This window comes from Tenacibaculum aquaeponti, assembly GCF_057221555.1.
Window position 1 is genome coordinate 1,010,648 of sequence record NZ_CM170147.1, and the last position, 21,624, is coordinate 1,032,271.

Annotated in this window: 20 protein-coding genes; 12 read left to right on the top strand and 8 right to left on the bottom strand. The window is 28.8% G+C overall.

What is annotated here, in order from left to right; genetic code table 11:
* Positions 1-12 precede the first annotated feature (12 nt).
* On the bottom strand, positions 13-870 hold the full coding sequence (ppk2, locus tag AC2TEO_RS04475; RefSeq protein WP_442266959.1) for a polyphosphate kinase 2: 858 nt from the start codon (positions 868-870) through the stop codon (positions 13-15).
* 73 nt (positions 871-943) lie between these two features.
* Between ppk2 and AC2TEO_RS04480 the strand changes: the two genes are divergently transcribed.
* Both AC2TEO_RS04480 and dnaN read left to right on the top strand, forming a co-directional pair.
* Complete coding sequence (locus tag AC2TEO_RS04480; RefSeq protein ID WP_442266960.1) at positions 944-1,882, top strand: lipid A deacylase LpxR family protein; 939 nt, start codon at positions 944-946, stop codon at positions 1,880-1,882.
* 90 nt (positions 1,883-1,972) lie between these two features.
* Positions 1,973-3,091 (top strand): DNA polymerase III subunit beta, encoded by a 1,119-nt coding sequence (gene dnaN / locus AC2TEO_RS04485; RefSeq protein ID WP_442266961.1) that lies wholly within the window; start codon positions 1,973-1,975, stop codon positions 3,089-3,091.
* 85 nt (positions 3,092-3,176) lie between these two features.
* Here dnaN and AC2TEO_RS04490 read toward each other — a convergent pair whose 3' ends face one another.
* Positions 3,177-4,142 carry a hypothetical protein gene (locus tag AC2TEO_RS04490; protein WP_484730878.1) on the bottom strand — a complete coding sequence of 322 codons (966 nt, stop codon included), beginning with the start codon at positions 4,140-4,142 and terminating at the stop codon, positions 3,177-3,179.
* A 309-nt stretch (positions 4,143-4,451) separates the two neighbouring features.
* Here AC2TEO_RS04490 and AC2TEO_RS04495 point away from each other — a divergent pair, with 309 nt between their 5' ends.
* The 8 genes from AC2TEO_RS04495 to AC2TEO_RS04530 all read left to right on the top strand — a co-directional run bounded on the left by AC2TEO_RS04495 (position 4,452) and on the right by AC2TEO_RS04530 (position 10,874).
* Positions 4,452-5,216: a ParA family protein gene (locus tag AC2TEO_RS04495; protein ID WP_442266963.1), complete on the top strand. Its 765-nt coding sequence runs from the start codon at positions 4,452-4,454 to the stop codon at positions 5,214-5,216.
* A gap of 1 nt (position 5,217) precedes the next feature.
* Positions 5,218-6,105, top strand: coding sequence for a ParB/RepB/Spo0J family partition protein (locus tag AC2TEO_RS04500; RefSeq protein ID WP_442266964.1), 888 nt, complete (start codon positions 5,218-5,220; stop codon positions 6,103-6,105).
* Positions 6,106-6,107: 2 nt separating this feature from the next.
* On the top strand, positions 6,108-6,692 hold the full coding sequence (locus AC2TEO_RS04505) for a DUF5683 domain-containing protein (protein ID WP_484730879.1): 585 nt from the start codon (positions 6,108-6,110) through the stop codon (positions 6,690-6,692).
* A gap of 1 nt (position 6,693) precedes the next feature.
* Positions 6,694-7,395, top strand: coding sequence for a 4-hydroxy-tetrahydrodipicolinate reductase (gene dapB / locus AC2TEO_RS04510; protein WP_442266966.1), 702 nt, complete (start codon positions 6,694-6,696; stop codon positions 7,393-7,395).
* A gap of 73 nt (positions 7,396-7,468) precedes the next feature.
* Positions 7,469-9,034: a signal peptidase I gene (gene lepB / locus AC2TEO_RS04515; protein ID WP_442266967.1), complete on the top strand. Its 1,566-nt coding sequence runs from the start codon at positions 7,469-7,471 to the stop codon at positions 9,032-9,034.
* A gap of 5 nt (positions 9,035-9,039) precedes the next feature.
* On the top strand, positions 9,040-9,654 hold the full coding sequence (locus AC2TEO_RS04520; RefSeq protein ID WP_442266968.1) for a WbqC family protein: 615 nt from the start codon (positions 9,040-9,042) through the stop codon (positions 9,652-9,654).
* 34 nt (positions 9,655-9,688) lie between these two features.
* A complete protein-coding gene (locus tag AC2TEO_RS04525) occupies positions 9,689-10,282 on the top strand; it encodes a Crp/Fnr family transcriptional regulator (protein WP_442266969.1) in 594 nt (197 codons plus the stop codon).
* Between the two features lies 1 nt (position 10,283).
* Positions 10,284-10,874 carry a Crp/Fnr family transcriptional regulator gene (locus tag AC2TEO_RS04530; protein WP_442266970.1) on the top strand — a complete coding sequence of 197 codons (591 nt, stop codon included), beginning with the start codon at positions 10,284-10,286 and terminating at the stop codon, positions 10,872-10,874.
* Between the two features lie 127 nt (positions 10,875-11,001).
* Here the strand turns inward: AC2TEO_RS04530 and AC2TEO_RS04535 are convergent, their stop codons facing one another.
* Genes AC2TEO_RS04535 through AC2TEO_RS04550 form a run of 4 tightly spaced genes read right to left on the bottom strand, consistent with a single transcriptional unit; the run spans position 11,002 to position 15,504 of the window.
* Entirely contained in the window at positions 11,002-12,504 is a 1,503-nt protein-coding gene (locus AC2TEO_RS04535) for a lipopolysaccharide biosynthesis protein (RefSeq protein ID WP_442266971.1), read from the bottom strand.
* 2 nt (positions 12,505-12,506) lie between these two features.
* Complete coding sequence (locus AC2TEO_RS04540; protein WP_442266972.1) at positions 12,507-13,793, bottom strand: glycosyltransferase family 4 protein; 1,287 nt, start codon at positions 13,791-13,793, stop codon at positions 12,507-12,509.
* Positions 13,790-14,980 (bottom strand): glycosyltransferase family 4 protein, encoded by a 1,191-nt coding sequence (locus AC2TEO_RS04545; RefSeq protein ID WP_442266973.1) that lies wholly within the window; start codon positions 14,978-14,980, stop codon positions 13,790-13,792. The genes AC2TEO_RS04540 and AC2TEO_RS04545 overlap by 4 nt, the downstream gene beginning before the upstream one ends.
* A gap of 2 nt (positions 14,981-14,982) precedes the next feature.
* Positions 14,983-15,504 (bottom strand): class I SAM-dependent methyltransferase, encoded by a 522-nt coding sequence (locus tag AC2TEO_RS04550; protein ID WP_442266974.1) that lies wholly within the window; start codon positions 15,502-15,504, stop codon positions 14,983-14,985.
* A 576-nt stretch (positions 15,505-16,080) separates the two neighbouring features.
* Here AC2TEO_RS04550 and AC2TEO_RS04555 point away from each other — a divergent pair.
* The gene (locus AC2TEO_RS04555; protein WP_484730880.1) at positions 16,081-17,481 is read left to right on the top strand and encodes a helix-turn-helix domain-containing protein; all 1,401 of its coding nucleotides are present in this window, start codon (positions 16,081-16,083) and stop codon (positions 17,479-17,481) included.
* Here the strand turns inward: AC2TEO_RS04555 and AC2TEO_RS04560 are convergent.
* Positions 17,462-19,867 carry a YfhO family protein gene (locus AC2TEO_RS04560; RefSeq protein ID WP_442266976.1) on the bottom strand — a complete coding sequence of 802 codons (2,406 nt, stop codon included), beginning with the start codon at positions 19,865-19,867 and terminating at the stop codon, positions 17,462-17,464. The genes AC2TEO_RS04555 and AC2TEO_RS04560 overlap by 20 nt on opposite strands.
* 2 nt (positions 19,868-19,869) lie before the next feature.
* Entirely contained in the window at positions 19,870-20,121 is a 252-nt protein-coding gene (locus tag AC2TEO_RS04565) for a DUF4834 family protein (RefSeq protein WP_442266977.1), read from the bottom strand.
* Positions 20,122-20,275: 154 nt separating this feature from the next.
* On the opposite strand from AC2TEO_RS04565, the gene AC2TEO_RS04570 reads away from it, so the two are divergent.
* A complete protein-coding gene (locus AC2TEO_RS04570) occupies positions 20,276-21,616 on the top strand; it encodes a transporter (RefSeq protein ID WP_442266978.1) in 1,341 nt (446 codons plus the stop codon).
* The last annotated feature ends 8 nt before the right edge of the window (positions 21,617-21,624 follow it).

Consider the following 21,624-nt stretch of genomic DNA (forward strand, 5'->3'; position numbering starts at 1 on the left):
TTCCATAAAATTTTAATCGTTTTGAACAACAGACCTATAATACCTCATTACAATATTTGGATCTGGATTTAAATATGTCATCGCATCTTCTTTCCCATCATAATCGAACTTAGATAACACATGACGAATCGCTTCTAATCTGGCAGTTTTCTTACTATTTGTTTTAATAATAGTCCAAGGACAATAAGTAGTATGAGTATTGGTGAACATTTCTCCTTTATAATAAGTATATCTATCCCATAACTCTTGACCTTTTTTATCTACAGGACTAAATTTCCAATGCTTTAACGGATTATCCATTCTAGCTTCAAATCTTTTTAATTGTTCCTTTTTAGTAATCGACAACCAGAACTTAATTACCACAACTCCATCTTCATACAACATATGCTCAAACTCTGGAACCTGAACCAAGAATTTCCTATACTGAGCCTCAGTACAAAATCCCATAACAGGCTCTACCACTGCTCTATTATACCAACTTCTATCAAAAAAAACAATTTCTCCTGGATTTGGCAACTCTTTTATGTAACGCTGAAAATACCATTGCCCCATTTCTACTTCTGTAGGTTTATTCAAAGCAACCAATCGAGAAGACCTAGGATTTAAATGTTCCATAAACCTTCTTATGTTACCTCCTTTTCCTGCCGCATCTCTACCTTCAAAAATAACCGCAACCCTTTTATTATTCTTTGCTATCCATTGCTGGAGTTTCACTAATTCTATCTGTAATTTTTTAAGCTCTTTTTCATAAGCTAAATCTTTTTCTACAGATTTAAACGGAATATTATTCTCATCAATAAAAGCTAACAGCTCTTCATTTGTTTTAATCCTCAAAAAATCTTGTTCAGTAATTTTTACTTTATTATCCATACTCAATAAAACTTCAACTAAATTAAAAATTCTTCATTAGAAAACTATCATGTTTTTTTGTTATTTTCGTCTAGTGAAAAAAACATTTTTATTACTCTTTCTTGTTATTAGTTGCTATGGTCAGGAAAAATTTTCAAAACAATTCAGTTTTGTTAACGACAATGATTTATACATATCATTCTATCAGGACAGGTACTATACTAACGGTGCTTTTTTAAACTACTCTTACTTAAGCACAAAGAAATCAGATAAAATTCAAAAAAAGATTTATAATTTTCAGATTGGACAAAAACTATACTCTCCTTTTAAAGCAAATGTTCAATTTTTAAGCGAACATGATAGACCTTTTGCTGGTTATTTATTTGGTGGATTCGGCATTAGTTATTTCTTTAAAAAGAATTCTTTTCTAAGAATTAATAGCGAAGTTGGAGTGATTGGCCCTTCAGCTTTTGGTGAAGAATCTATGAATTTTGTTCATGATATTTATGGTTTTGAACCTGCTACAGGATGGAAATATCAAATACAAGATGCTTTTGCTTTAAATTTCAGTGTAGAATTCACAAAACAACTCGCAACATCAAAATATATTGACTTCAATTGGATGAATATAGCTAATGTAGGAACTGTATTTTCTGATATTTCTACTGGTTTTTTATCTAGAATTGGAATTAAACCACTACAAAATATTGCCAACAGTACAGCTTTTAACAGCAACCTAAATAATAAAATCACTGATTTCAACAACGAAATTGAAGTTCTTTTCTATGTGAATCCTATGCTTCGATATGCAATTTATGACGCCACAATACAAGGAAGCTTTTTAAATACAAACAATCCAATCACATACGAACTTAAACCTATTGTATTAACTACAGAATTAGGCTTTAAATTCACAGCCAACAGATTTAATTTTAAGTATGCTATTATTCATCATACCAAGAAATTAAAAAGCGTTAAAGTTCCTAGTGGAAACATATATGGAAGTATTGGTATTAATTATCTTTTCAACTAATCAACAATAAGAACAACAATGTTGATAAAATAATTTTTAAAATAAACGGAATAGAATATCTTTGTACATCAAATTCTTTAGAAAAAAACAATGAAATTTATTGTATCTAGTTCACATTTACTAAAACAACTACAAATTTTAGGTGGAGTAATCAACAGCAATAACACCTTGCCTATTTTAGACAACTTTTTATTTGAACTTTCAGAAAACCAACTAAAAGCCTCTGCTTCGGATCTTGAAACAACTATGAGCGCTGTTGTAAATGTAGAAAGTACAGATACAGGTTCAATTGCAATTAATGCTCGTTTACTTTTAGATACATTAAAAACTTTCCCTGATCAACCTTTAACATTCAAAACTGAAGGAGAAAATACAATTGAAATTAATTCAGAACAAGGAAAATATGACATGGCTTACTATGATGGAGAAGAATTCCCGAAAGCGATAGAATTACCTTCTCCAAGCAGCACAGATGTTCCTTCACATGTTTTATCTACAGCAATTTCTAAAACCATTTTTGCAGCAGGTAATGATGATTTAAGACCTGTAATGAGTGGCGTGTTTTTTCAGTTTAACTCTAAAGAATTAACTTTTGTAGCTACTGATGCTCACAAATTAGTAAAGTACACTAGAACTGATGTTTCTGCAGATAAGTCTGCTGAATTTATTATGCCTAAGAAACCTTTAAATATTTTAAAAGGTATACTTGGAGGTTCTGAAGAAAATGTAACTATTGAATACAATGACACTAACGCAAAATTTACTTTTGATAATGTAGTATTAGTTTGTCGTTTAATTGATGGTAAATACCCAAATTACGAAGCTGTAATTCCAAAGGAAAACCCAAATAAATTAACAGTAGACAGAGCTTCTTTCTTAAACTCTGTAAAACGTGTTTCTATTTTCTCTAGCAAAACAACTCATCAAATCCGTTTAAAAATGGCTGGTACTGAGTTAAATATTTCTGCAGAAGATTTAGACTACGCAAACAAAGCTGATGAGCGTTTAAATTGTGATTATCAGGGTGATGATATGCAAATTGGTTTTAACTCTCGTTTTTTAAGCGAAATGTTAAACAATTTGAATGCTAATGATGTTCAATTAGAAATGAGCTTACCAAATAGAGCTGGAATTTTAACTCCAATTGACGGTACTGAAGAAGGAGAACACGTTACTATGTTAGTTATGCCAGTAATGTTAAACGGATAATTATTTTCAATTTGATATAAAATAAAAAAGTCCTGGTGAAATTTCATCAGGACTTTTTTTTTTGCTAAACAATTATTACTAAAACTTAATAGAATAATGTTCTTGTTCTTGTTATTCCATTCCAAGTTGCTTGATGTCTAGTCATTCCATCTAAAGGAACGTAAACATTTGGAGCTGCTGGAAAACCAACAGACCAATTATAAATTCTTTGATGTTGGTTACAATTCGTACATCCACTACTTCCTGATGCATTTAAAAATACAGGTGGGAAACCAAATGTTGAATTTACTCTGTATGATAATTCAAACTGTAAACTATTATTTGCTCTGATATTTTTCCACCAAGACCACCATAAAAATCTTCTGCGCTGCTCTACTAAAGTTTTAGCCCCAATAGAACTGTAAAACACCCAATATCCATGAAATTGTCTTGACTTCATTCTATGGTTATTATTGAAATTATCAAAACCTGTTTGATTTCTAGCTACAAGATTCTCTCTACCATCTTTAATAGCATTATCATGTTTGTAAACAGTTAATCCTTTACTGAATTCAATTGTTTGACCATTTTCCATTTTAATACCTCCTCCATTATATTTTTCAAGAAAAGTATCAATTTCATCACCTCCACCTTCTACATAAGTATATACAAAATCTTCATCGATTCTAAAGATTTTATCTTCTATACCTATTTCTCCATCTTGGTTTAACATCAATAATAACATATCATCATCAGAAGCAACAGTAGGGATATTTTTTTCTTCAATTCCTAATTCTTTTGCTTCTTCAGCCTCTAAGTTATACACCATCAATAAAGGATTGTAAATTCCTTTATCAGAAAAGGCTCTTGCCTCATCTAATAAATCTGACTTAGATTCAACTCGTTCAGCTACAAAAGCTTCCAATTCTCTTACAGAACCAAACCTTAGCATTCCTACTTCTCTTCCTTTACTAGAAATAGCAGCTAACTTTTCTGTTTCATTTGACTCTTTAATAATTTCTTCATCTTTACATCCTATAACCATGATTGCCATCATGATTAAAAAAAACATTTTTTTCATTATAAATTTTATTTAATTAGTTTTTCACCTACTCATGCGCTTTTCGGCTTCCGCGATTTTAAGGTTGATCACTCCTTTAAAACAATTGTTTTTTTAAGTTGATTGATAAAAACAACACTGCAAACATAGTTTCAAGATGAATTTCACATAGCATGTTAAATCCTATTTTAAATAGTGAAAACCCCCTCAAAAAAAACAGTGAAGAAATCCTTAAACCACTATTATTTTTTTTGTTAATATTTTAGTATTTATTAAGTCATAAATAATTGTATTTTTACGTTCGGTAAATACATGAGAAGTATGAGTAAAATCATTGCAATAGCAAATCAAAAAGGAGGAGTTGGAAAAACTACAACTTCTGTAAACTTAGCCGCGGCTTTAGGCGTATTAGAAAAAAAAGTTTTACTTATTGATGCAGATCCCCAAGCAAACGCAACTTCTGGGTTAGGCATTGATGTAGATAGTGTTGATATTGGAACTTATCAAGTTTTAGAACATACTGCCACCGTAAAAGAAGCTATAGTAAAAACAGAATCTCCTAATGTTGATTTAGTGCCTGCTCATATTGACCTAGTTGCTATTGAGATTGAACTTGTTGACAAAATTGAGCGTGAATATATGCTTAAGAAATCATTAAAAGAATTAGAAAACGATTACGATTATATTTTAATCGATTGTGCTCCTTCATTAGGATTGATAACACTTAATTCTTTAGTAGCTTCTAATGCTGTAATTATACCTATTCAATGTGAATACTTTGCTTTAGAAGGATTAGGGAAATTATTAAACACGATTAAAAGTGTTCAAAAAATACATAATAAAGAACTAGAAATCGAAGGTTTACTATTAACTATGTATGATGCTAGATTACGTTTATCTAATCAGGTAGTAGATGAAGTAAGAAAGCATTTTAACTCTATGGTTTTTGAAACAATAGTTCACAGAAATATACGTTTAAGTGAAGCTCCGAGTTACGGAGAAAGTATAATTTCATATGATGCCACAAGTAAAGGTGCTGTAAATTATATTAACTTAGCAAATGAAATTATAAATAAGAACTCATAAAATGGCAAAAGCAACAAAGAAGCAAGCATTAGGAAGAGGATTATCAGCTTTGTTAAAAGAAACTGCAGAAGTTAATTCTGCTTCAGATAAAAACGCAGATAAAGTTGTTGGTAGTATTATTGAAATTGATTTAAATTTAATTGAAGTAAATCCTTTTCAACCAAGAACTTATTTTGATGAAGATGCACTTCAAGAATTAGCAAATTCTATCAGGGAACTTGGTGTCATTCAACCTATTACTGTTAGAAAATTAGCTGAAGACAAATTTCAATTAGTTTCTGGAGAAAGACGTTTTAGAGCTTCTAAATTAGTTGGTAACACTACTGTACCTGCTTATATTCGTATAGCTAACGACCAAGAAATGCTAGAAATGGCGTTAGTGGAAAACATTCAAAGGAAAAATTTAGATCCAATTGAAGTTGCTTTGTCTTACCAAAGGTTAATAGACGAAATCAAATTAACTCAAGAACAATTAAGTATTCGAGTTGGTAAAAAAAGATCTACAGTAACTAACTATTTACGTTTATTAAAGTTAGATCCTATTATCCAAACAGGAATGAGAGATGCATTCATTTCTATGGGACATGGTAGAGCTTTAATTAATGTTGAAAATCCGTCGGATCAACTTAAAATTTATGAAAAAATCTTGCGAGATAAATTATCTGTTAGACAAACAGAAGATTTAGTAAGAGCATTAAAATCAGGAAATTTAGCAAAAGCTAGTAAGAAAAAAACTTTACCATCTTCTATAACAAATAGTATTCAAGATTTTAATCAATTTTTTGATGCTAAAATTAACGTTACTGTAGGAAATAATGGAAAAGGAAAAATTTCTATTCCTTTTACATCCATAGAAGACTTTAATAGAATAAAAGATTTGCTAAAATAGAATTGAAAAAACTTTATTACATAATACTATTTTTAGTGTGTACTAATTTGTATGCACAAAAAGATTCTACTCAGGTACAAGAAGTTTCACAATTACAACTGAAGTCGCCTAAAGTACAATACAATCCTTTATCACCTTCAAAAGCGGCTTTTTACTCCGCTATAATTCCTGGAGCTGGCCAAATATATAATAATCGATATTGGTGGCAATTACCTCTTATTTATGGAGGAATGGCAACTAGTATTTATTTCTTTATAGATAATAGTAATGAATACGACCGATTTAGGACAGCTTTTAGACAAAGAAGTGCAGGATTACCAGATGAATTTACTTTAGCAGACGGAACTGAAATTATTTCAACAGCTGGGTTAGAAAGTGCACAACGCCAGTTAAGACAAAATAGAGATTTATCACTACTAACAACAGTACTTATTTATGTTTTGCAAATAGTTGAAGCCAGTGTTACAGCTCATTTAATTCAATTTGACGACAGTGATGATTTATCTTTAAGTCCAGCTGCAATACCTAGTAGAGATGCTTACGACACTACACCAAAACTAGGTTTAACTTTAAAATATACTTTTTAAGATGAAAATAGCCTTATTAGGTTACGGAAGAATGGGTAAAGAAATAGAAAAAATTGCCCAACAAAGAGGTCATGAAATCGTAATTAGAGATAATGGAGAAGAAAGTTACGATATTACAACAGCAGATGTAGCTATAGACTTCAGTATTCCTAGCGCAGCTTACAACAATATCACAAATTGTTTTAAAAATAATGTTCCTGTAGTTTCAGGAACTACTGGATGGTTAGACAAATATGATGATGCTTTAGCTGTATGTAAAGAAAATAATGGAGGATTTATTTATGCTTCAAACTTTAGCTTAGGCGTTAATATATTTTTTGAATTAAATAATCAATTAGCTAAAATGATGGCTTCTTTAGATCAATACAAAGTTGATATTGAAGAAATTCATCATACTAAAAAACTCGACGCACCAAGTGGTACTGCAATTACTTTAGCTGAAGGAATAATAGATCATACCAACAGAAAATCTTGGGAGTTAGATGGAGAAGCTTCTGAAGAAGTTATTCCAATTACAGCAGTGAGAACTCCTGATGTACCTGGTACACATACAATTAATTACAACTCTGTAGTTGATTCCATTGAAATAAAGCACACAGCTCATAACAGACAAGGTTTCGCTTTAGGAGCTGTTATTGCTGCAGAATGGTTAAAAAACAAACAAGGAGTATTCACCATGAAAGATGTGTTAAACATTGGTTAAAGTAGACTAGCTATTTTAACGAAAAAATGTAGATTGCGTCTTTATATTGATAAAAAACTAAACTAGAGAAATTATGTCATTTACAGGATGGTTTATTTTATTTTTAATTATCCAATTCATCCACTTTTTAGGAACTTGGAAATTATATGTTAAAGCAGGAAGAAAAGCTTGGGAAGCTGCCGTACCTGTATATAACGCTATAGTTTTATTAGGTATTTTAAAAAGACCTAAATGGTGGGTAATTTTATTATTTATACCAACAGTAAACCTTATTATGTTTCCTGTAATTTGGATAGAAACTTGCCGTAGCTTTGGATTTAAATCTACAAAAGATTCGATTTTAGCTATAATTACTTTAGGATTTTACATTTTCTACATTTCATATTTTAATGATTCACAATATGATCAAAAAAGAGCCTTAAAAGCTCCTACAACTGCGGGTGAATGGGTTAGTTCTATAGCTTTTGCTATTATCGCAGCAACCATAGTACACAACTATTTTATTAGACCTTATGTAATTCCTTCTTCTTCTCTTGAAAAAACTTTATTAATAGGTGATTACTTATTCGTTAGTAAATTTCATTATGGATCTAGAGTTCCTATGACTACAGTTTCATTACCTATGATTCACGATAGTATTCCTGGTTTAGGAACTAAATCTTATATGTTTAGCGATGATTATGAGAACCGAAATAACTCTTTAATAAATAAACTACAGTTGCCTTACATGAGGCTACCTGGTTTAAAGAAAATCAAACGAAATGATATTGTAGTTTTTGGTCAGCCTGCAGATACGTTAAGAAACATGAATATCCTTACTTCTGACAGAAATTATTACAAACCAATCGACAAAAAAACAAACTTAGTTAAGCGTTGTGTCGGTATTGCTGGTGATAGTTTAGAGATTAAGGATGGTTATATTTATATCAACGGTAAGAGAACTATACTTCCTAAAAGTGCTAAGCCACAGTGGAACTTTATTGTAGACACTAATGGAGAACAATTATCTGCTGGTGATTTTAAACGTTATAACATTAGGGAAGCTAAAATATTTAATGATGGAAGGTATTATTTAACGTTAACAGATGCTGAAGCAGCTGCTTTTAAGAAAAATCCTAAAGTTAAGAGTATTGAAAAAACAAATACTCCAAAAGGATATTATGATGATAGTATTTTTCCTCACAACCCTAAATATCCTTGGTCTGGAGACAATTTTGGACCTATTTACATTCCTAAAAAAGGGGCAACAGTAGCTTTAAATGCTGAAAGTATTCCTTTTTATAAAAGAATAATTCAAGAATACGAGAAAAATGAATTAACTTATTTCGGTGACGATATTTATATCAACGGAAAAAAAGCAGATTCATATACTTTTAAACAAGATTATTACTGGATGATGGGAGACAACAGGCAAAACTCTTTAGATGCAAGAGCTTGGGGCTATGTTCCTTTCGATCATGTTATTGGTACTCCTGTAATGGTTTGGTTTAGTTATGATAAAGACACTGGAAAAATTCGTTGGGATAGAATGTTTACAACAGTAACTAACGGAGAATCTAAATCATATTTTTGGTTTGGTATAGCTGCAGCTTTAGGAATTTTAGCTTTTGTATTTATGCCAAAAAAGAAAAAAGCATAAGAATTTTGAGTCTTTTTATACCTACATATTTTTCACCTATTAGCCAGTACGCGGCAATTTTAAAATCAGACAAAGTAGTTTTTGAACAGGAAGATAACTTTCAGAAACAAACTTATAGAAACAGATGTTACATTTATGGGGCCAACGGAAAACTTTCTTTAAATATTCCTGTAAAACACCTTAAAAATACTTCTGGCAGAAAAAAAACTAAGGATACTTTGATAGAAAATGACTTTCCATGGCAAAGTCAACACTTTAAATCTATTAAAACAGCATATCAATCATCTCCTTACTTTGAGTTTTTTGAACATGATATTTTTAGAATTTTCAACAAAAATTATGTATATTTAATTGATTTAAATATAGATACGTTTTTATTTATTACCGATGCCTTGCAAATTTCTCAAGAATTTTCGAAAACAAAAACGTATGAAATGACACCGTTACTAAACGATTATAGGGAATTAGCAATCGCAAAGAATGGTGTTTTTGTGGAAACTAAAGAATATGTCCAAATGTTTGATCACAAACATGGATATATATCTAATTTATCAATTTTGGATCTTCTTTTTATGGAAGGACCAAATGCTTTGACGTATTTAGAGGATACGAAGATTTAAACATTAACCCCAATATAACTTCAATTTTTAACACATGATGGAAATTGATTTGATTACATCTTTGTTAAGATCGTATGTAAATGATCTTTCTGATGAAGCTATTGCATTATTTTCTAGCTTTATATCTTTAAAAGAGTATCCTAAAGATTATGTTATCATTAAAAATAAAACTAGAGTAAAGAAATTTTACATTATAAAATCTGGCATCATAGGAAGTTTTGCCCAAGATAAATTAAGTGAAAAAGAATATATAAGAGCAATTCATGACGACAAAACAATTTTCACTAATATCTCATCTTTAAATAAAAATCAAGATAGAAATGTAAATTACTATAAATGCTTATCTAAATGCATTGTATATCAAGGTAGTTATTTAGAATTTATAAAACAAACACATTTAAATCATGAACTATCTATTCTATACAATAGAATTTTAGAACACGCGCTTTTAAAATCACAAAAAAGAATAGATGAACTATCGTTTATGGATGCTACTCAAAGGTACCTAGCTTTAAAAAATAACATCCCTAATATAGAAAATTTAATCGCTCAATATCAGATAGCAAGTTATTTAAGCGTTACTCCTGTACAATTAAGTAGAATTAGAAAAAAAATGTACTCTCAGTAAAATGAATGACAACTTTATTTTTGATTTCTGTAAGATTTATATGAAAGATATTTCTAACGAAACTATACAGGAATTTAACAATTTACTTCAAAAAGAAGAATTAAAAGCTGGTGATCTTATAAAAGCAGATGATACACCTTTTAAAAAATTCCATATTATATTTAATGGAATTGTAGCAAATTATTCTCAAGATCAAAATGCAAATAAAGAATATATTAGAGCTATTTTATTTGAAAAAAATGTTTTTGTTAATTTATCTGATTTAAAACTAACAGAACGTATTTCTATAGATTATTTTAAGTGCTTAACTAATACTATAATTTTTACAGGTAATTTAGATCAGCTTTTAAAAATAGCACAAAAGAATAATGAGTTATTCTTATTTATAGACAGACTGAATCAAGCTGCAATTTATTATTTACAAAATAGATTAGATAGGCTTTCTCTATTGGATGCTACAAACAGATATAAAATGCTGAAGAAAAGAATTCCTAATATTGAAAACTTAATTCCACAATATCAAATTGCGAGTTATTTAAATATTACACCAGTACAATTAAGTAGAATTAGAAAAAAACTATACTCTAGTTAAATTATAAACCTATGTTTATCAATAAAATGTGATTTTAGCCATACTTTTGTAATCAAATAATTCCCTATAATTAGTAACAAAGAAAAGACTTGCTTTCCCCCATGGATTCGATTGCAGGTCTTTCTTATTATTTAACTACTTTATCTTTAACTTTTCTTACTAAGAAATTAAGTTGATCTGAAATCTTAAGTTTTAATACTATAAACAAGTACAATCCTGTTATTAAAATACTCTTTATAATAATATTTATTAAATTATGTATTGGTAATTTACTAATATAAATTTCTGGCGTTGTAAAATTCCAGAAATAAAATAAACCAAAGAATCCGATAATAATAATAAATATTTTAGTTGTTTCTTTTGTATAGGGGTTCATATCAAACTTTGCTTTTACAAACCATAATTTCACGGAATTAAAAACTAGCAACGTGATTAATGTAGCCAAGGCTAAACCATTAGTTCCGAAATCCATTTCATAATAAAATAATTTATTTAAAAAATAAACCGACAATGCCATTCCTAACCCGATTGGAAGAATCATTCTATAAAATTTCGAGTTATTTATAATATCTCTATTATTCCCAAGAGACATTGTATACATTTTAGCAAAAGAAATCATTAAAACAACTAACTCACCTCCTGCATAACCCTCTGGCATCATTTTAAATAATTCAGAAATACTACAATTCACTAAAAGAAAAAATAATCCACTAATGACTAATAAATTTATAGAACTCTTTTTATATAAACTCTCTACTTCATTTACATTATTTTCGTTTAAAGATTTAGAAGTTAAAGGTTGTAAAATTTGTGCTAAAGCCCTTCCTGGAGCTTCTATAAATGACCCAATATATACTGCTACTGTATAATAACTTGCTACTTTAATTGCTTCTTTACCAGGTATCATCAATTTATCTATATCAATAATAACAGCTCCTGCACTTCCTGCTAAAAAAACATAAGCAGAATATTTTAAAATCTCTTTAATATTTACAGGGAGTTTAAAATTGAACTTTGGTGAATATGTTTTAAAGGCAAAGAACATCATTATTAATGTTCTAAAAATATAAAAACCAGTTAGTGTATATATAAACTCTGATTTATTAATAAAACCTAAGAAAACAGCTATTAATAAAACAAACACCACTGCCCTATTATAAAATTCTTTTAATATATTTCCTAAAACTGTTTGCAAGTGTACTTTCGACCAAGAATAGAAAACTTCAAAATAAGCGCAACTTACTGCTACAATATAAATAACTAAAGTATAATCTTCTACTTTACCATCGTTTTTAGGACTTAAACGTGAAATTATAAACTCATGAAAAGCATCCCAGAAAAACCCTATTGGCAACGCAATAAATAATGGAAAAATAATTATTGAAGATAAAAATCGATCTTTCTCTTCTTTAGTTTTATATGAAGTGAAGAACTTTACAATCGTATTATGAATACCAAAAGCAATTAATGGCATTATTAAATTAGATGCTGATAACAAAAAAGTTACTAAACCATGATATTCTTCTTTTAGGATATTAGGATAAAAAGCTATAGCGTTTACTGCCCCGATAATAAAACCAAAGTAAATGACTATGGTATTCCTGAAAGATTGTTTAAAAATTATTCCCAAAATTAGTTTTGAATTAAATCTTTAATAATAACAGATAGTTTTTCAGTTAATTTTCTTCTATGAAAACTATCTATTCCTTTTGATGTTGACTCTAAATTTCCTTTTTTAAAGTTTGAATATAAATTTAAAATTGATTTTTTAGCCAGCTCTTTATTTCTAAAATCAACAGCCACACCTGAATTTGTATTAGATAAAATTTCTGCTAAATCACCGCCTTCTGGTGCAAAGCCTAAAATTGGTCGATTTGCTTGTAAATATTCGAAAGTTTTACCTGGAATCATCTCTTTTGCACTCGGATAATCATTTACAACAATTAAAAGTACTTGAGATTTTCTTTGATATAATTTAGCTTCTAAATGTGGTACATAACTAACTCTTTTAACATCTTTAAATCCTCTTGATTCAATTTCATTTTCCCAAACTGAATCATCAACTTTACCTATAAATTTAAGTTCCAGATCATCAGTAAATTCAGAATTCTCTTCACTAATTTCAGATAAAGCTTCCCAAAAGGCTTTCGGATTTCTTTCTGAATTCATTGTTCCAATGTGAGTAATACTGAATTTTTTATCCAACTCAATCTTTACCTCTTCTAAACCCTTTTCGGTATCAAAACCATTAGTGATAACATCAATATTTTCATTAAAGTCTTCATACTTTTTTTTAGCATTACTACTTACCATAATCACACGATCAGCAGCTCTCACAACTTCTTCCTCTAATCTAAAATGTTTTTTTCTTGCTGAATTTGTTAAAGGTAATAAATGAAAATAATCAATACTTGTCCAAGGATCTCTAAAATCTGCAATCCACTTTATTCCTGTAACTTCTTTTAGTTTTTTTCCAATGAGATGTAAACTATGAGGTGGTCCAGTAGTAATTACTGCATCTACTGAATTTTCAGAAAGATATTTTATAAGCATTTTTACTGCTGGTTTTACCCAAAATTTTCTAGCATCTGGAATAAAATAATTCGCCCTTATATACAAAAGAAACTTTGATATTAAAGAAGGATTAGGGTCTAAAAAACCTGCACTTCTTTGAGTTTCATTCTTCTTGAATTTAGCTACAATATTATTCGGTTCGAAAATCGGACATTTAACAATCTTTATTCCATCTGGAACATCTTGTATTAAAGTTTCATCTACTGTTGGATAAAAAGGATTTTCTGCAGTAAAAACAACTGGTTCTATTCCGAAATCTCTCAAGTATTTTACAAACTTTAACCAACGTTGAACTCCTGGTCCGCCTCCTGGTGGCCAATAATATGTTATAACTAATACTTTCAATTTAAATTTTTGTATAAATCTATTAATTCTCCAGAAGTTTTATCCCATGTAAAATAATTTCTAACAAAACTTTGACCATTTTTCCCTAGTTTTTCTCTTAAACTAGAATCATAATACAATTTCAGTAACTGTTCTGTAAAATCATTAACATCTTTAGCTTTATGAATTAATCCTGCTTCTGTTTCTTTCATTAAAGCTTCTTGTGCTAAAACGTCACTAATTAATAGAGGTTTTCCAATACTCATATATTGAAATATCTTATTTGCATATGTAGTATCGTGATGGATATTTTTATGCAGAGGAGAAACACAAACATCAGATTCTCTAATCCAGTTTGGAAAAGTAGTATCATATTGCCAACCAAATAACTTAACTTGATCCGAAATGTTATGATCTGAAACCATTCTTTCTAAATACGGACTAGTTTTTCCTACTACTACAAACTTTATGTTTTTTATTCCTTTCTCATCTCTTAGTTTTACTAAAGATGATACTACTGTTCTTAAACCTCTACGTTCACCTGTATCTCCAAGGTAAAGTAATGTCAGATCTTCTTTTTGGTTCTTAAACGGAATTTCTAAATCATTTTTTTCTTTATAAAAAGATGATCTAATCGTATTAGGAACCACTGCAACTTTACTTTTTAGAATTTGAGTTCTATCGACCAATTCTTTTTTTGCATGTTTTGTTACAACAATAACTTTACTCGCTTTTTTTACAAATGCTTCCTCTTTTTTAATCCATTTTTTTATTGAGATTAATAATTTCCCATAAAGCTTTTGCATATGAGGATAAAACCTCATTATTTCTGGTCTGTTTTCGTGTAAATCTAAAACAGTTGGTAAGTTAAATTTTTTGTTAGCTAAAAAAGCAGCTCCTGCAATTCGTATGTCATGAATATGGATGACTTGAACTGAAGTGTTTTTAATAAAATCTTTTATTTTAGAACTCATTAAAATGTTGTAAAAAGGAAAAGTATATGCTAAAGCAGATAACTTATATTCTAAAGTATTACTAGTATACCTTCTGACTTTAATTTCATTAATTTCCTCTTTTACTTTTTCATTCTTATCGTAAGAAAGACAAAACAAGTAAACCTCATGTCCTTCTTTAATAAGTTCTATCGCTTCATTTTCAACTCTAGGATCTGGTGGATAAACATTATCCAATATCATACCTATTTTCATAACTACTTTTTTCGTTCTGCATAAACAGCATAATACCTAGGTGTAAATTTTCGTAACAAAGGTCTTATTCCTATTTTATTCGTTGGATTAGTCCATTTATCTCTTTCTTTAATCATCCAACCTGTTTTTTCTAATAACCAATCAAATTGCCAATCTTCAAATTCATGATAATGTCTATCCCACATATCTGTTTTACTTCTGTAAGCAGTAGAAAACCATAAACGTAAAGGAACTGTTGTTATTAATTTATCACACTCTATAGCTTTCAATACTGTAAAAGGAGACAATAAATGTTCAAAAATTTCAAAAGAAGTAACTGCATCTACTTTATAGTTTTTAACAAGGTCTGGGATTAAATCTAAATCTTCTCCATTAGTATTAAAAACAGTATACCCATTCTCTTCCATAATTTCACTGAATGGATTTCTTACTCCTAAATCTAAAACTGTAGCTGGTGCAGGTAGTACTTTTTTCAGTAAACTTAATGTTTTATTGTATCTGTTTTTGGGTAACTTTTTGTACATTTTAAAAACATAATCTTTAACAAAACAAATCTATTGATTATAAATAGAACTTTACCTAAAAGTTATAAAATAAAAAAAGGAGTTACATAACTCCTTAAGAAAATTCTCATATCGCCATTTTCCCTGTATCAAATTTCTTTTACTTTTCAGGCTTACGAAATTAATTCTATTAAGAATATTTAAAAAGTTTTATATTGCACTTTTTATAAAATGTATATAAACTTCTTAGCTAAAAGAAGAAAAAACAACTAAATAATCCGCTGTAAATTGAAAGAAAAAATACTCTTTTTATTCTTTTTCATCTATAGTTTTTGCTATGCTCAAATCGACTCAAAAGAAGATTTAAACGCAAAATTAGATCAATTTAAAAATTCAAATTTAGATAGTTTATATTACTATGCTAATATAAATGCAACATCAAAAAATTTATGCACTAATTTAAGTTCTAAAAATGCAATAATATATTATTACTACAAGCTTAAAAATTATAAAAAAGTAAAAAAATTAACTAAAAAATCACTTATATATTTAGATTCCCTATCTGTTAAAGAGCAGACAAATGTTTGTGCTATTAAAATGAAGATATCAATTTTTAACAGACTATTTTGGGTGTATAAAAACACAGAAGAATTTGAAAAAGCATATAATGAATTAATCAAGTTTTCAAATTATATGAAATCTATCGATGATGAAAAAATTGATAAATTTCATTATTTGACTACCATTGAAATGTCTAAAGCTTTAATTAAAAATGAATTGAAATTAGAGGATGATTCTAAAAATATTTTACTAAAGTTAATTAAAGTTGTTAATCAGAAAAACCAAGACAACTTAGACACAGTTAACTTTAATTATTTAATTTCAAAAAAAACTAACATTAATAATTTATTAGGAAAGACTTATCTTCTTTTAAGTAAAAATAAAAGAAAACCAGAACTCTTAGACTCTACAGTTCATTATTATAACAAAGCTTATAAATACGCGAAACTTTTTATCCCTCCACATTCTGACACTGAATTAATGTATGCTTTTAAAATGACCGAAATTTACATTACTAAAGGAAAATTTAAAAAAGCATTAGAACTAGTAAATTCATATTCTAAAATTAGTAATGGCCATGAATATCGTCAGGAAGCTTTTTTAAATAAAGCTATATGTTTTGAAAACTTAAAGAAGATAGATTCAGCTATTTTTTATGCTCATAAATTAATTAGAATTCCAAATATCAGAAAGAGTTCATTAATTACTGGCTATAATATTTTATCGGATCAATATTTTAAAAACAAAAAACTTGATAGTGCTTACAAATATTCTGAATTAACTATTAAAGAAATTGATGAAACTAGAGCACGTAAAGACAAAACTTATCAATTGTTATACGATAACGATATCGAAAAAGTTAAAGAGCTTAATAAATCCATAATAAAAAGTGAGAAGAATAAATACACGAATATCATTTTAGTCTGTATTTTCATTTTATTAATCACTTCTGGATTCTTTCTTTACAAAAGAAAAAAATACAAAAAAGAAATTGTTGGTATTCAGAATAAAGAAGAGGAAAAAGAAGATATTAAAATTGAAATTCCAAAAGAGAAAGAACCTCAAAAAGTTGAATATAATATAGACGAAGAACTTGAGAAGAAAATTTTAGCTAAAATTGACACTCTAGACAATGAGCTTAGCTTTTTGAAATCAGATTTCACAATAAACACTTTAGCTAAAGCACTAGAAACAAATTCTACTTACATTTCGTTTGTTTTCAATAAAAATAAAAACGAAACATTTAAACAATATTACAGTAAAAAAAAGATAGATTATATTGTAGAAAAGCTAAACAATGATAAAGTATATCGTAATTATTCTGTACAAGCATTAGCAGAAGAAGTTGGATATACAAACGCTTCTGCTTTTACTAGAGTTTTTAAAAAATATATGAATATTACTCCTTCAGTTTACATTAAGAATCTAAAGGAGTAGTTTTCTTTCTTTCTAAATAATACCATCCGATACAAACCAAAACAAATAAAGCTAAGAAGATTAAAGATATTTTACTTCCTGTTTGAATTACTTTTGGCTCAAATTTAAACTCGATTTTATGTTCTCCTTTAGGAAGGTTCATACCTCTTAGAACATAATTTACTTGATAGTGTGGTTCTAATTTACCATCAACATAAGCATTCCAACCGTCTTTATAATAGATTTCAGAAAAAACTGCAAACTGTTCATTCCTAGATTTACTTTTATATGTTAAATGATTGGGTTCATACTTTTCAAGACGAATAAACGATAAGGAGTCTTTAGCGTAAGTAGCTGTACCTGAATAATCACTTTTTCTAATAACAGCTTCTTCTTTAGTATTAATCGATTTTAAAGCTTTCATTTCATCATTCGCTGAATCTACTATATCTAATTTAGAAACAAACCATGCATTTCCATTAGCTTTATCATTTAGTTGAATGTCTGTTTCACTACCTATGAAGTATTTCGTATTTAACATATTCAACATTTCCAAATTATTCTGAGCGATTTGATATTCGAATAGCTCTTGATAACGCATCATTTTAGCTGCATGATACCCTCCAATTGAGTTATGAAAATAAGAAGTTCTACCTTCATTCATTAAGTTGGTAGAAAAGTTGGCTACTCTGAAACGAGTTTTGTCTTGTAATATTTTTTTATCAGCTTCATTTGCAATAAAAGGTCTTTCTACATTTCTAGCTGAAGTAAAATCGTCTTTGTTAACATATCTTAAATCTACACTTAGTAAATCAAAAAGTAATAAAACACTAACGGTAATAATTACTGGTGTTAACTTTACTTTGTCTTTTAAAAACAACCATAAAACTCCTCCTGAAAATATTACTAAGATTAAAGATCTTAACGTATCAGTAAATAACATGGATTTTCTATCAGCTATTAAAGATTCAATTAATGCTGGTAATTGTTTATACTGCTCATCTCTTATTCCTTCAAAGGTAGAAGACATGTGCGCAAAAATTAACCCTGCAATAATAACTCCACCTGTAGTTAACACTGCATTTATTAATCTTTTTGTTTTTTCTTCTGCAGTTTGTTTGCTATTAAAGAATTCTTTGAGACCTAAAACACCTAATAAAGGCACACATAATTCGGCAATTACTTGTATTGAAGAAACTGCTCTGAATTTATTGTAAAGTGGTACATAATCGATAAATAAATTAGTTAAGATCGAGAAGTTTTTACCCCAACTAAGTAATAAAGAAAAAATCGTAGCACTAACTAACCAATATTTCAGTTTTCCTCTTACAAAGAAAATCCCAAGGAAAAATAAAAACCAAACTACTGCTCCAATATATGCAGGCGCTTCTACTATTGGTTGTTCGCCCCAATAAGTTAATACTTGTTCTGAATAATCTTTAGCAACAGCTTTACCTGCGTTTTTTTCTAAAGTTTTATAAAATTCAGAATCTTCGCCTAATTTTTCAACTGTTCCTCCTCCCATATAACGAGGAATAATTAGATTGAAAGTTTCTAAAATACCATAACTATATTCTGTAATATAAGCTTTATCTAAACCTTTTGTTTTCTTTTTAGGAGATCCATCTGGATTTATAGTTAATTCAGATTTTCCTCTTGTACTATAGTTAGCATACTCTTTAGTTGATAATAAGCGAGTGGAATTCATTCCAACACCAATAATAAAAGCTATTAGTAAAACACCGACTTGTTTAGCAAAAGTTGGTAATTCTTTATTCTTAAAAGCATCTATCGCTTCTACAATTCCTAAAATCAGAATACAAAAACCTAAATAGTAAGTCATCTGTATATGATTAGCTACTATCTCTAAAGCCATGGCCAAAGAAGTAACTATAAAACCTAATAAGTATCTTTTCTGAAAAACATACAATACTCCCGCAATTACAGCTGGCATGTATGCTATTGTATGTGCTTTAGCATTATGTCCTGCACCAAAAATTATAATCAAATACGTTGAAAAACCAAAAGCCAAACTTCCTAAAACAGAAAGTTTCCAGTCTACTTTTAAAGCATTTAATAATAAAAAGAAACCTAAGAAATATAAAAATAAATAATCAGCTGGTCTCGGTAGAAAGCGTAAAAAATAATCTAACTCTTTAACAAAATCGTTTGGAAACTTTGCCCCTACTTGATATGAAGGCATTCCACTGAAAGCATTACCAATCCAATAAGGTTCTTTATTTTCTTCTGCTCTAAAATCATTCATCTCTTTAGCCATACCAATATACTGAGTGATATCGCTTTGTTTGATTTGTTTTCCTCCTAAAACAGGGTTAAAATATAATAAAGAAGCAACTACAAATAATATAATTGCTCCTACGTGAGGTAAATACTTCGTAAGTTTCATGGTTAATCTATTTCTTCAAAATCAATATATTCACCTACTGATTTATCGCTTTGTTTATTTGAATTTGGCTTTTTATCGATTATTGTTTCTCCAACTTTAATATCGTTTGCAGTACTCTGGCGATTCTGATTTCTCATTTTCTCTTCCATTTTACTCATAGCTTTTTTCATTAAATAAGGAGCAAATAATTTTGCTAAAAATTTGAATGAATAGTATATTATACCAATTATAAGAAGTGTTTTAATTAAACCCATATAATTTATATTATAGTATCTTGTTAATAGTTTTTCTAAAAATCATTCAAAAATAACAATTTGAGCCAAAACCTTGCGTTAATAGTTTGGTAAACTTAATGGATTGATATTTTTACTGTATGTTTGTAACTGTTGTAAATTGTACGTGTTGATTATGATGAAAAGACTTTTTTATTTACTCTCCCTATTTGTTGCATTTCCTTTATTTGCACAATATACCGATGTCATAAATTCAAATAGACCAGGATTTTCTGAAAGTCCATACAGTGTTGGTATTGGTGTTTATCAACTTGAAACTAGTATCTTTCATAGGCAATTTGAAGCTCAAAATCCTACTTTTAGTAATCCAAGAGCTACAGGTTTAGATTTACATTTTAGAATGGGAGCTATAGATGAAAAGTTAGAATTTAGTCTTACAACTGCTTTACAAAGCAATCAATTTGCTTTTACAAATGTATTTCAATCTACTAGATCACAATTTGGTCTAGGACGATTAACTATTGGAGCTAAGTATTTAGTTTTTAAACCTGAATACCAAGATAAATCTAAAGAAATAAGAAGTTGGAAAAAAAGACATTCTTTTGACTGGAAAAGATGGATTCCTCATGTTGCGGTATATGGCGGGCTTAACTTTGGTTCACTTTTAAATGATTTTCATGCAAGAGGTGGTATTACTCCTAAATTTGGGGTTTTACTACAAAACGAATTTTCTCATAAACTTAATGTAGTAACTAATATACACTACAATTATATAGGAGGATATTTACCTGAATTATCTTACGTTGTTACAGGCACATACAATTTCAATCAAAAATGGTCTGGGTTTGCAGAACATCAAGCTTTATTTAACAAACAAGAAAACCAAAGTAATTTAGGAGCTGGCGCAGCATATTTATTTAATAAAAATTTACAAATAAATTCATCTCTTAGAGCAACATTTCAAGAAGAAACTGTTGGTTTCTACGGAAGTATTGGAGTTTCTTATAGATTAGATAGACATGTTGATCAGTTTGAAGAACTTGATGAATTTGGAAATAAAATAGAAGACGATGAAGTTCAAACCTATAACAAAGGTTTCTTTGGAAGAATGTTTGATAAGATTAAAGGCATCTTTAAAAAGAAAGACAAAACAGAACCTCAACTAGAAGAAGGTAAAACTACAGAAGATATTAATGAAAAACCAAGAGGTAGAACTCGTCAAAAGTCAATTTTAGATGACTTAACTAAAAAAGACGAAAAGGCTAAAAAGAAAACTACCAAGGAAAAGAAAAAAGCAGCTAAAAAGAAGAAAAAATCCGAAGAAAAAGCACTTAGAAAAGCTCAAAGAGAAAAAGAGAAAGAAGAAAAACGAAAGAAAAAAGAACAAGAAAAACTAGAAAAAGAAATTAAAAAATTAGAAGAAGAGCTCAAAAAAGAAGAGGAAGAAGAAAAAAAGAAAGAGGAAAAGAAAAAGAAAAAAGAAAAAGACAAAGAAGAACAAAAAGAAGAACAATAGAAATCATA

Coding starts and splice junctions, on each gene's coding strand:
- AC2TEO_RS04555 (WP_484730880.1), top strand. CDS start 16,081: ATGAAGATATCAATTTTTAACAGACTATTTTGGGTGTATAAAAACACA.
- AC2TEO_RS04560 (WP_442266976.1), bottom strand. CDS start 19,867: ATGAAACTTACGAAGTATTTACCTCACGTAGGAGCAATTATATTATTT.
- AC2TEO_RS04550 (WP_442266974.1), bottom strand. CDS start 15,504: ATGTACAAAAAGTTACCCAAAAACAGATACAATAAAACATTAAGTTTA.
- AC2TEO_RS04565 (WP_442266977.1), bottom strand. CDS start 20,121: ATGGGTTTAATTAAAACACTTCTTATAATTGGTATAATATACTATTCA.
- AC2TEO_RS04495 (WP_442266963.1), top strand. CDS start 4,452: ATGAGTAAAATCATTGCAATAGCAAATCAAAAAGGAGGAGTTGGAAAA.
- AC2TEO_RS04545 (WP_442266973.1), bottom strand. CDS start 14,980: ATGAAAATAGGTATGATATTGGATAATGTTTATCCACCAGATCCTAGA.
- dnaN (WP_442266961.1), top strand. CDS start 1,973: ATGAAATTTATTGTATCTAGTTCACATTTACTAAAACAACTACAAATT.
- dapB (WP_442266966.1), top strand. CDS start 6,694: ATGAAAATAGCCTTATTAGGTTACGGAAGAATGGGTAAAGAAATAGAA.
- ppk2 (WP_442266959.1), bottom strand. CDS start 870: ATGGATAATAAAGTAAAAATTACTGAACAAGATTTTTTGAGGATTAAA.
- AC2TEO_RS04570 (WP_442266978.1), top strand. CDS start 20,276: ATGATGAAAAGACTTTTTTATTTACTCTCCCTATTTGTTGCATTTCCT.
- AC2TEO_RS04525 (WP_442266969.1), top strand. CDS start 9,689: ATGATGGAAATTGATTTGATTACATCTTTGTTAAGATCGTATGTAAAT.
- AC2TEO_RS04530 (WP_442266970.1), top strand. CDS start 10,284: ATGAATGACAACTTTATTTTTGATTTCTGTAAGATTTATATGAAAGAT.
- lepB (WP_442266967.1), top strand. CDS start 7,469: ATGTCATTTACAGGATGGTTTATTTTATTTTTAATTATCCAATTCATC.
- AC2TEO_RS04490 (WP_484730878.1), bottom strand. CDS start 4,142: ATGTTTTTTTTAATCATGATGGCAATCATGGTTATAGGATGTAAAGAT.
- AC2TEO_RS04500 (WP_442266964.1), top strand. CDS start 5,218: ATGGCAAAAGCAACAAAGAAGCAAGCATTAGGAAGAGGATTATCAGCT.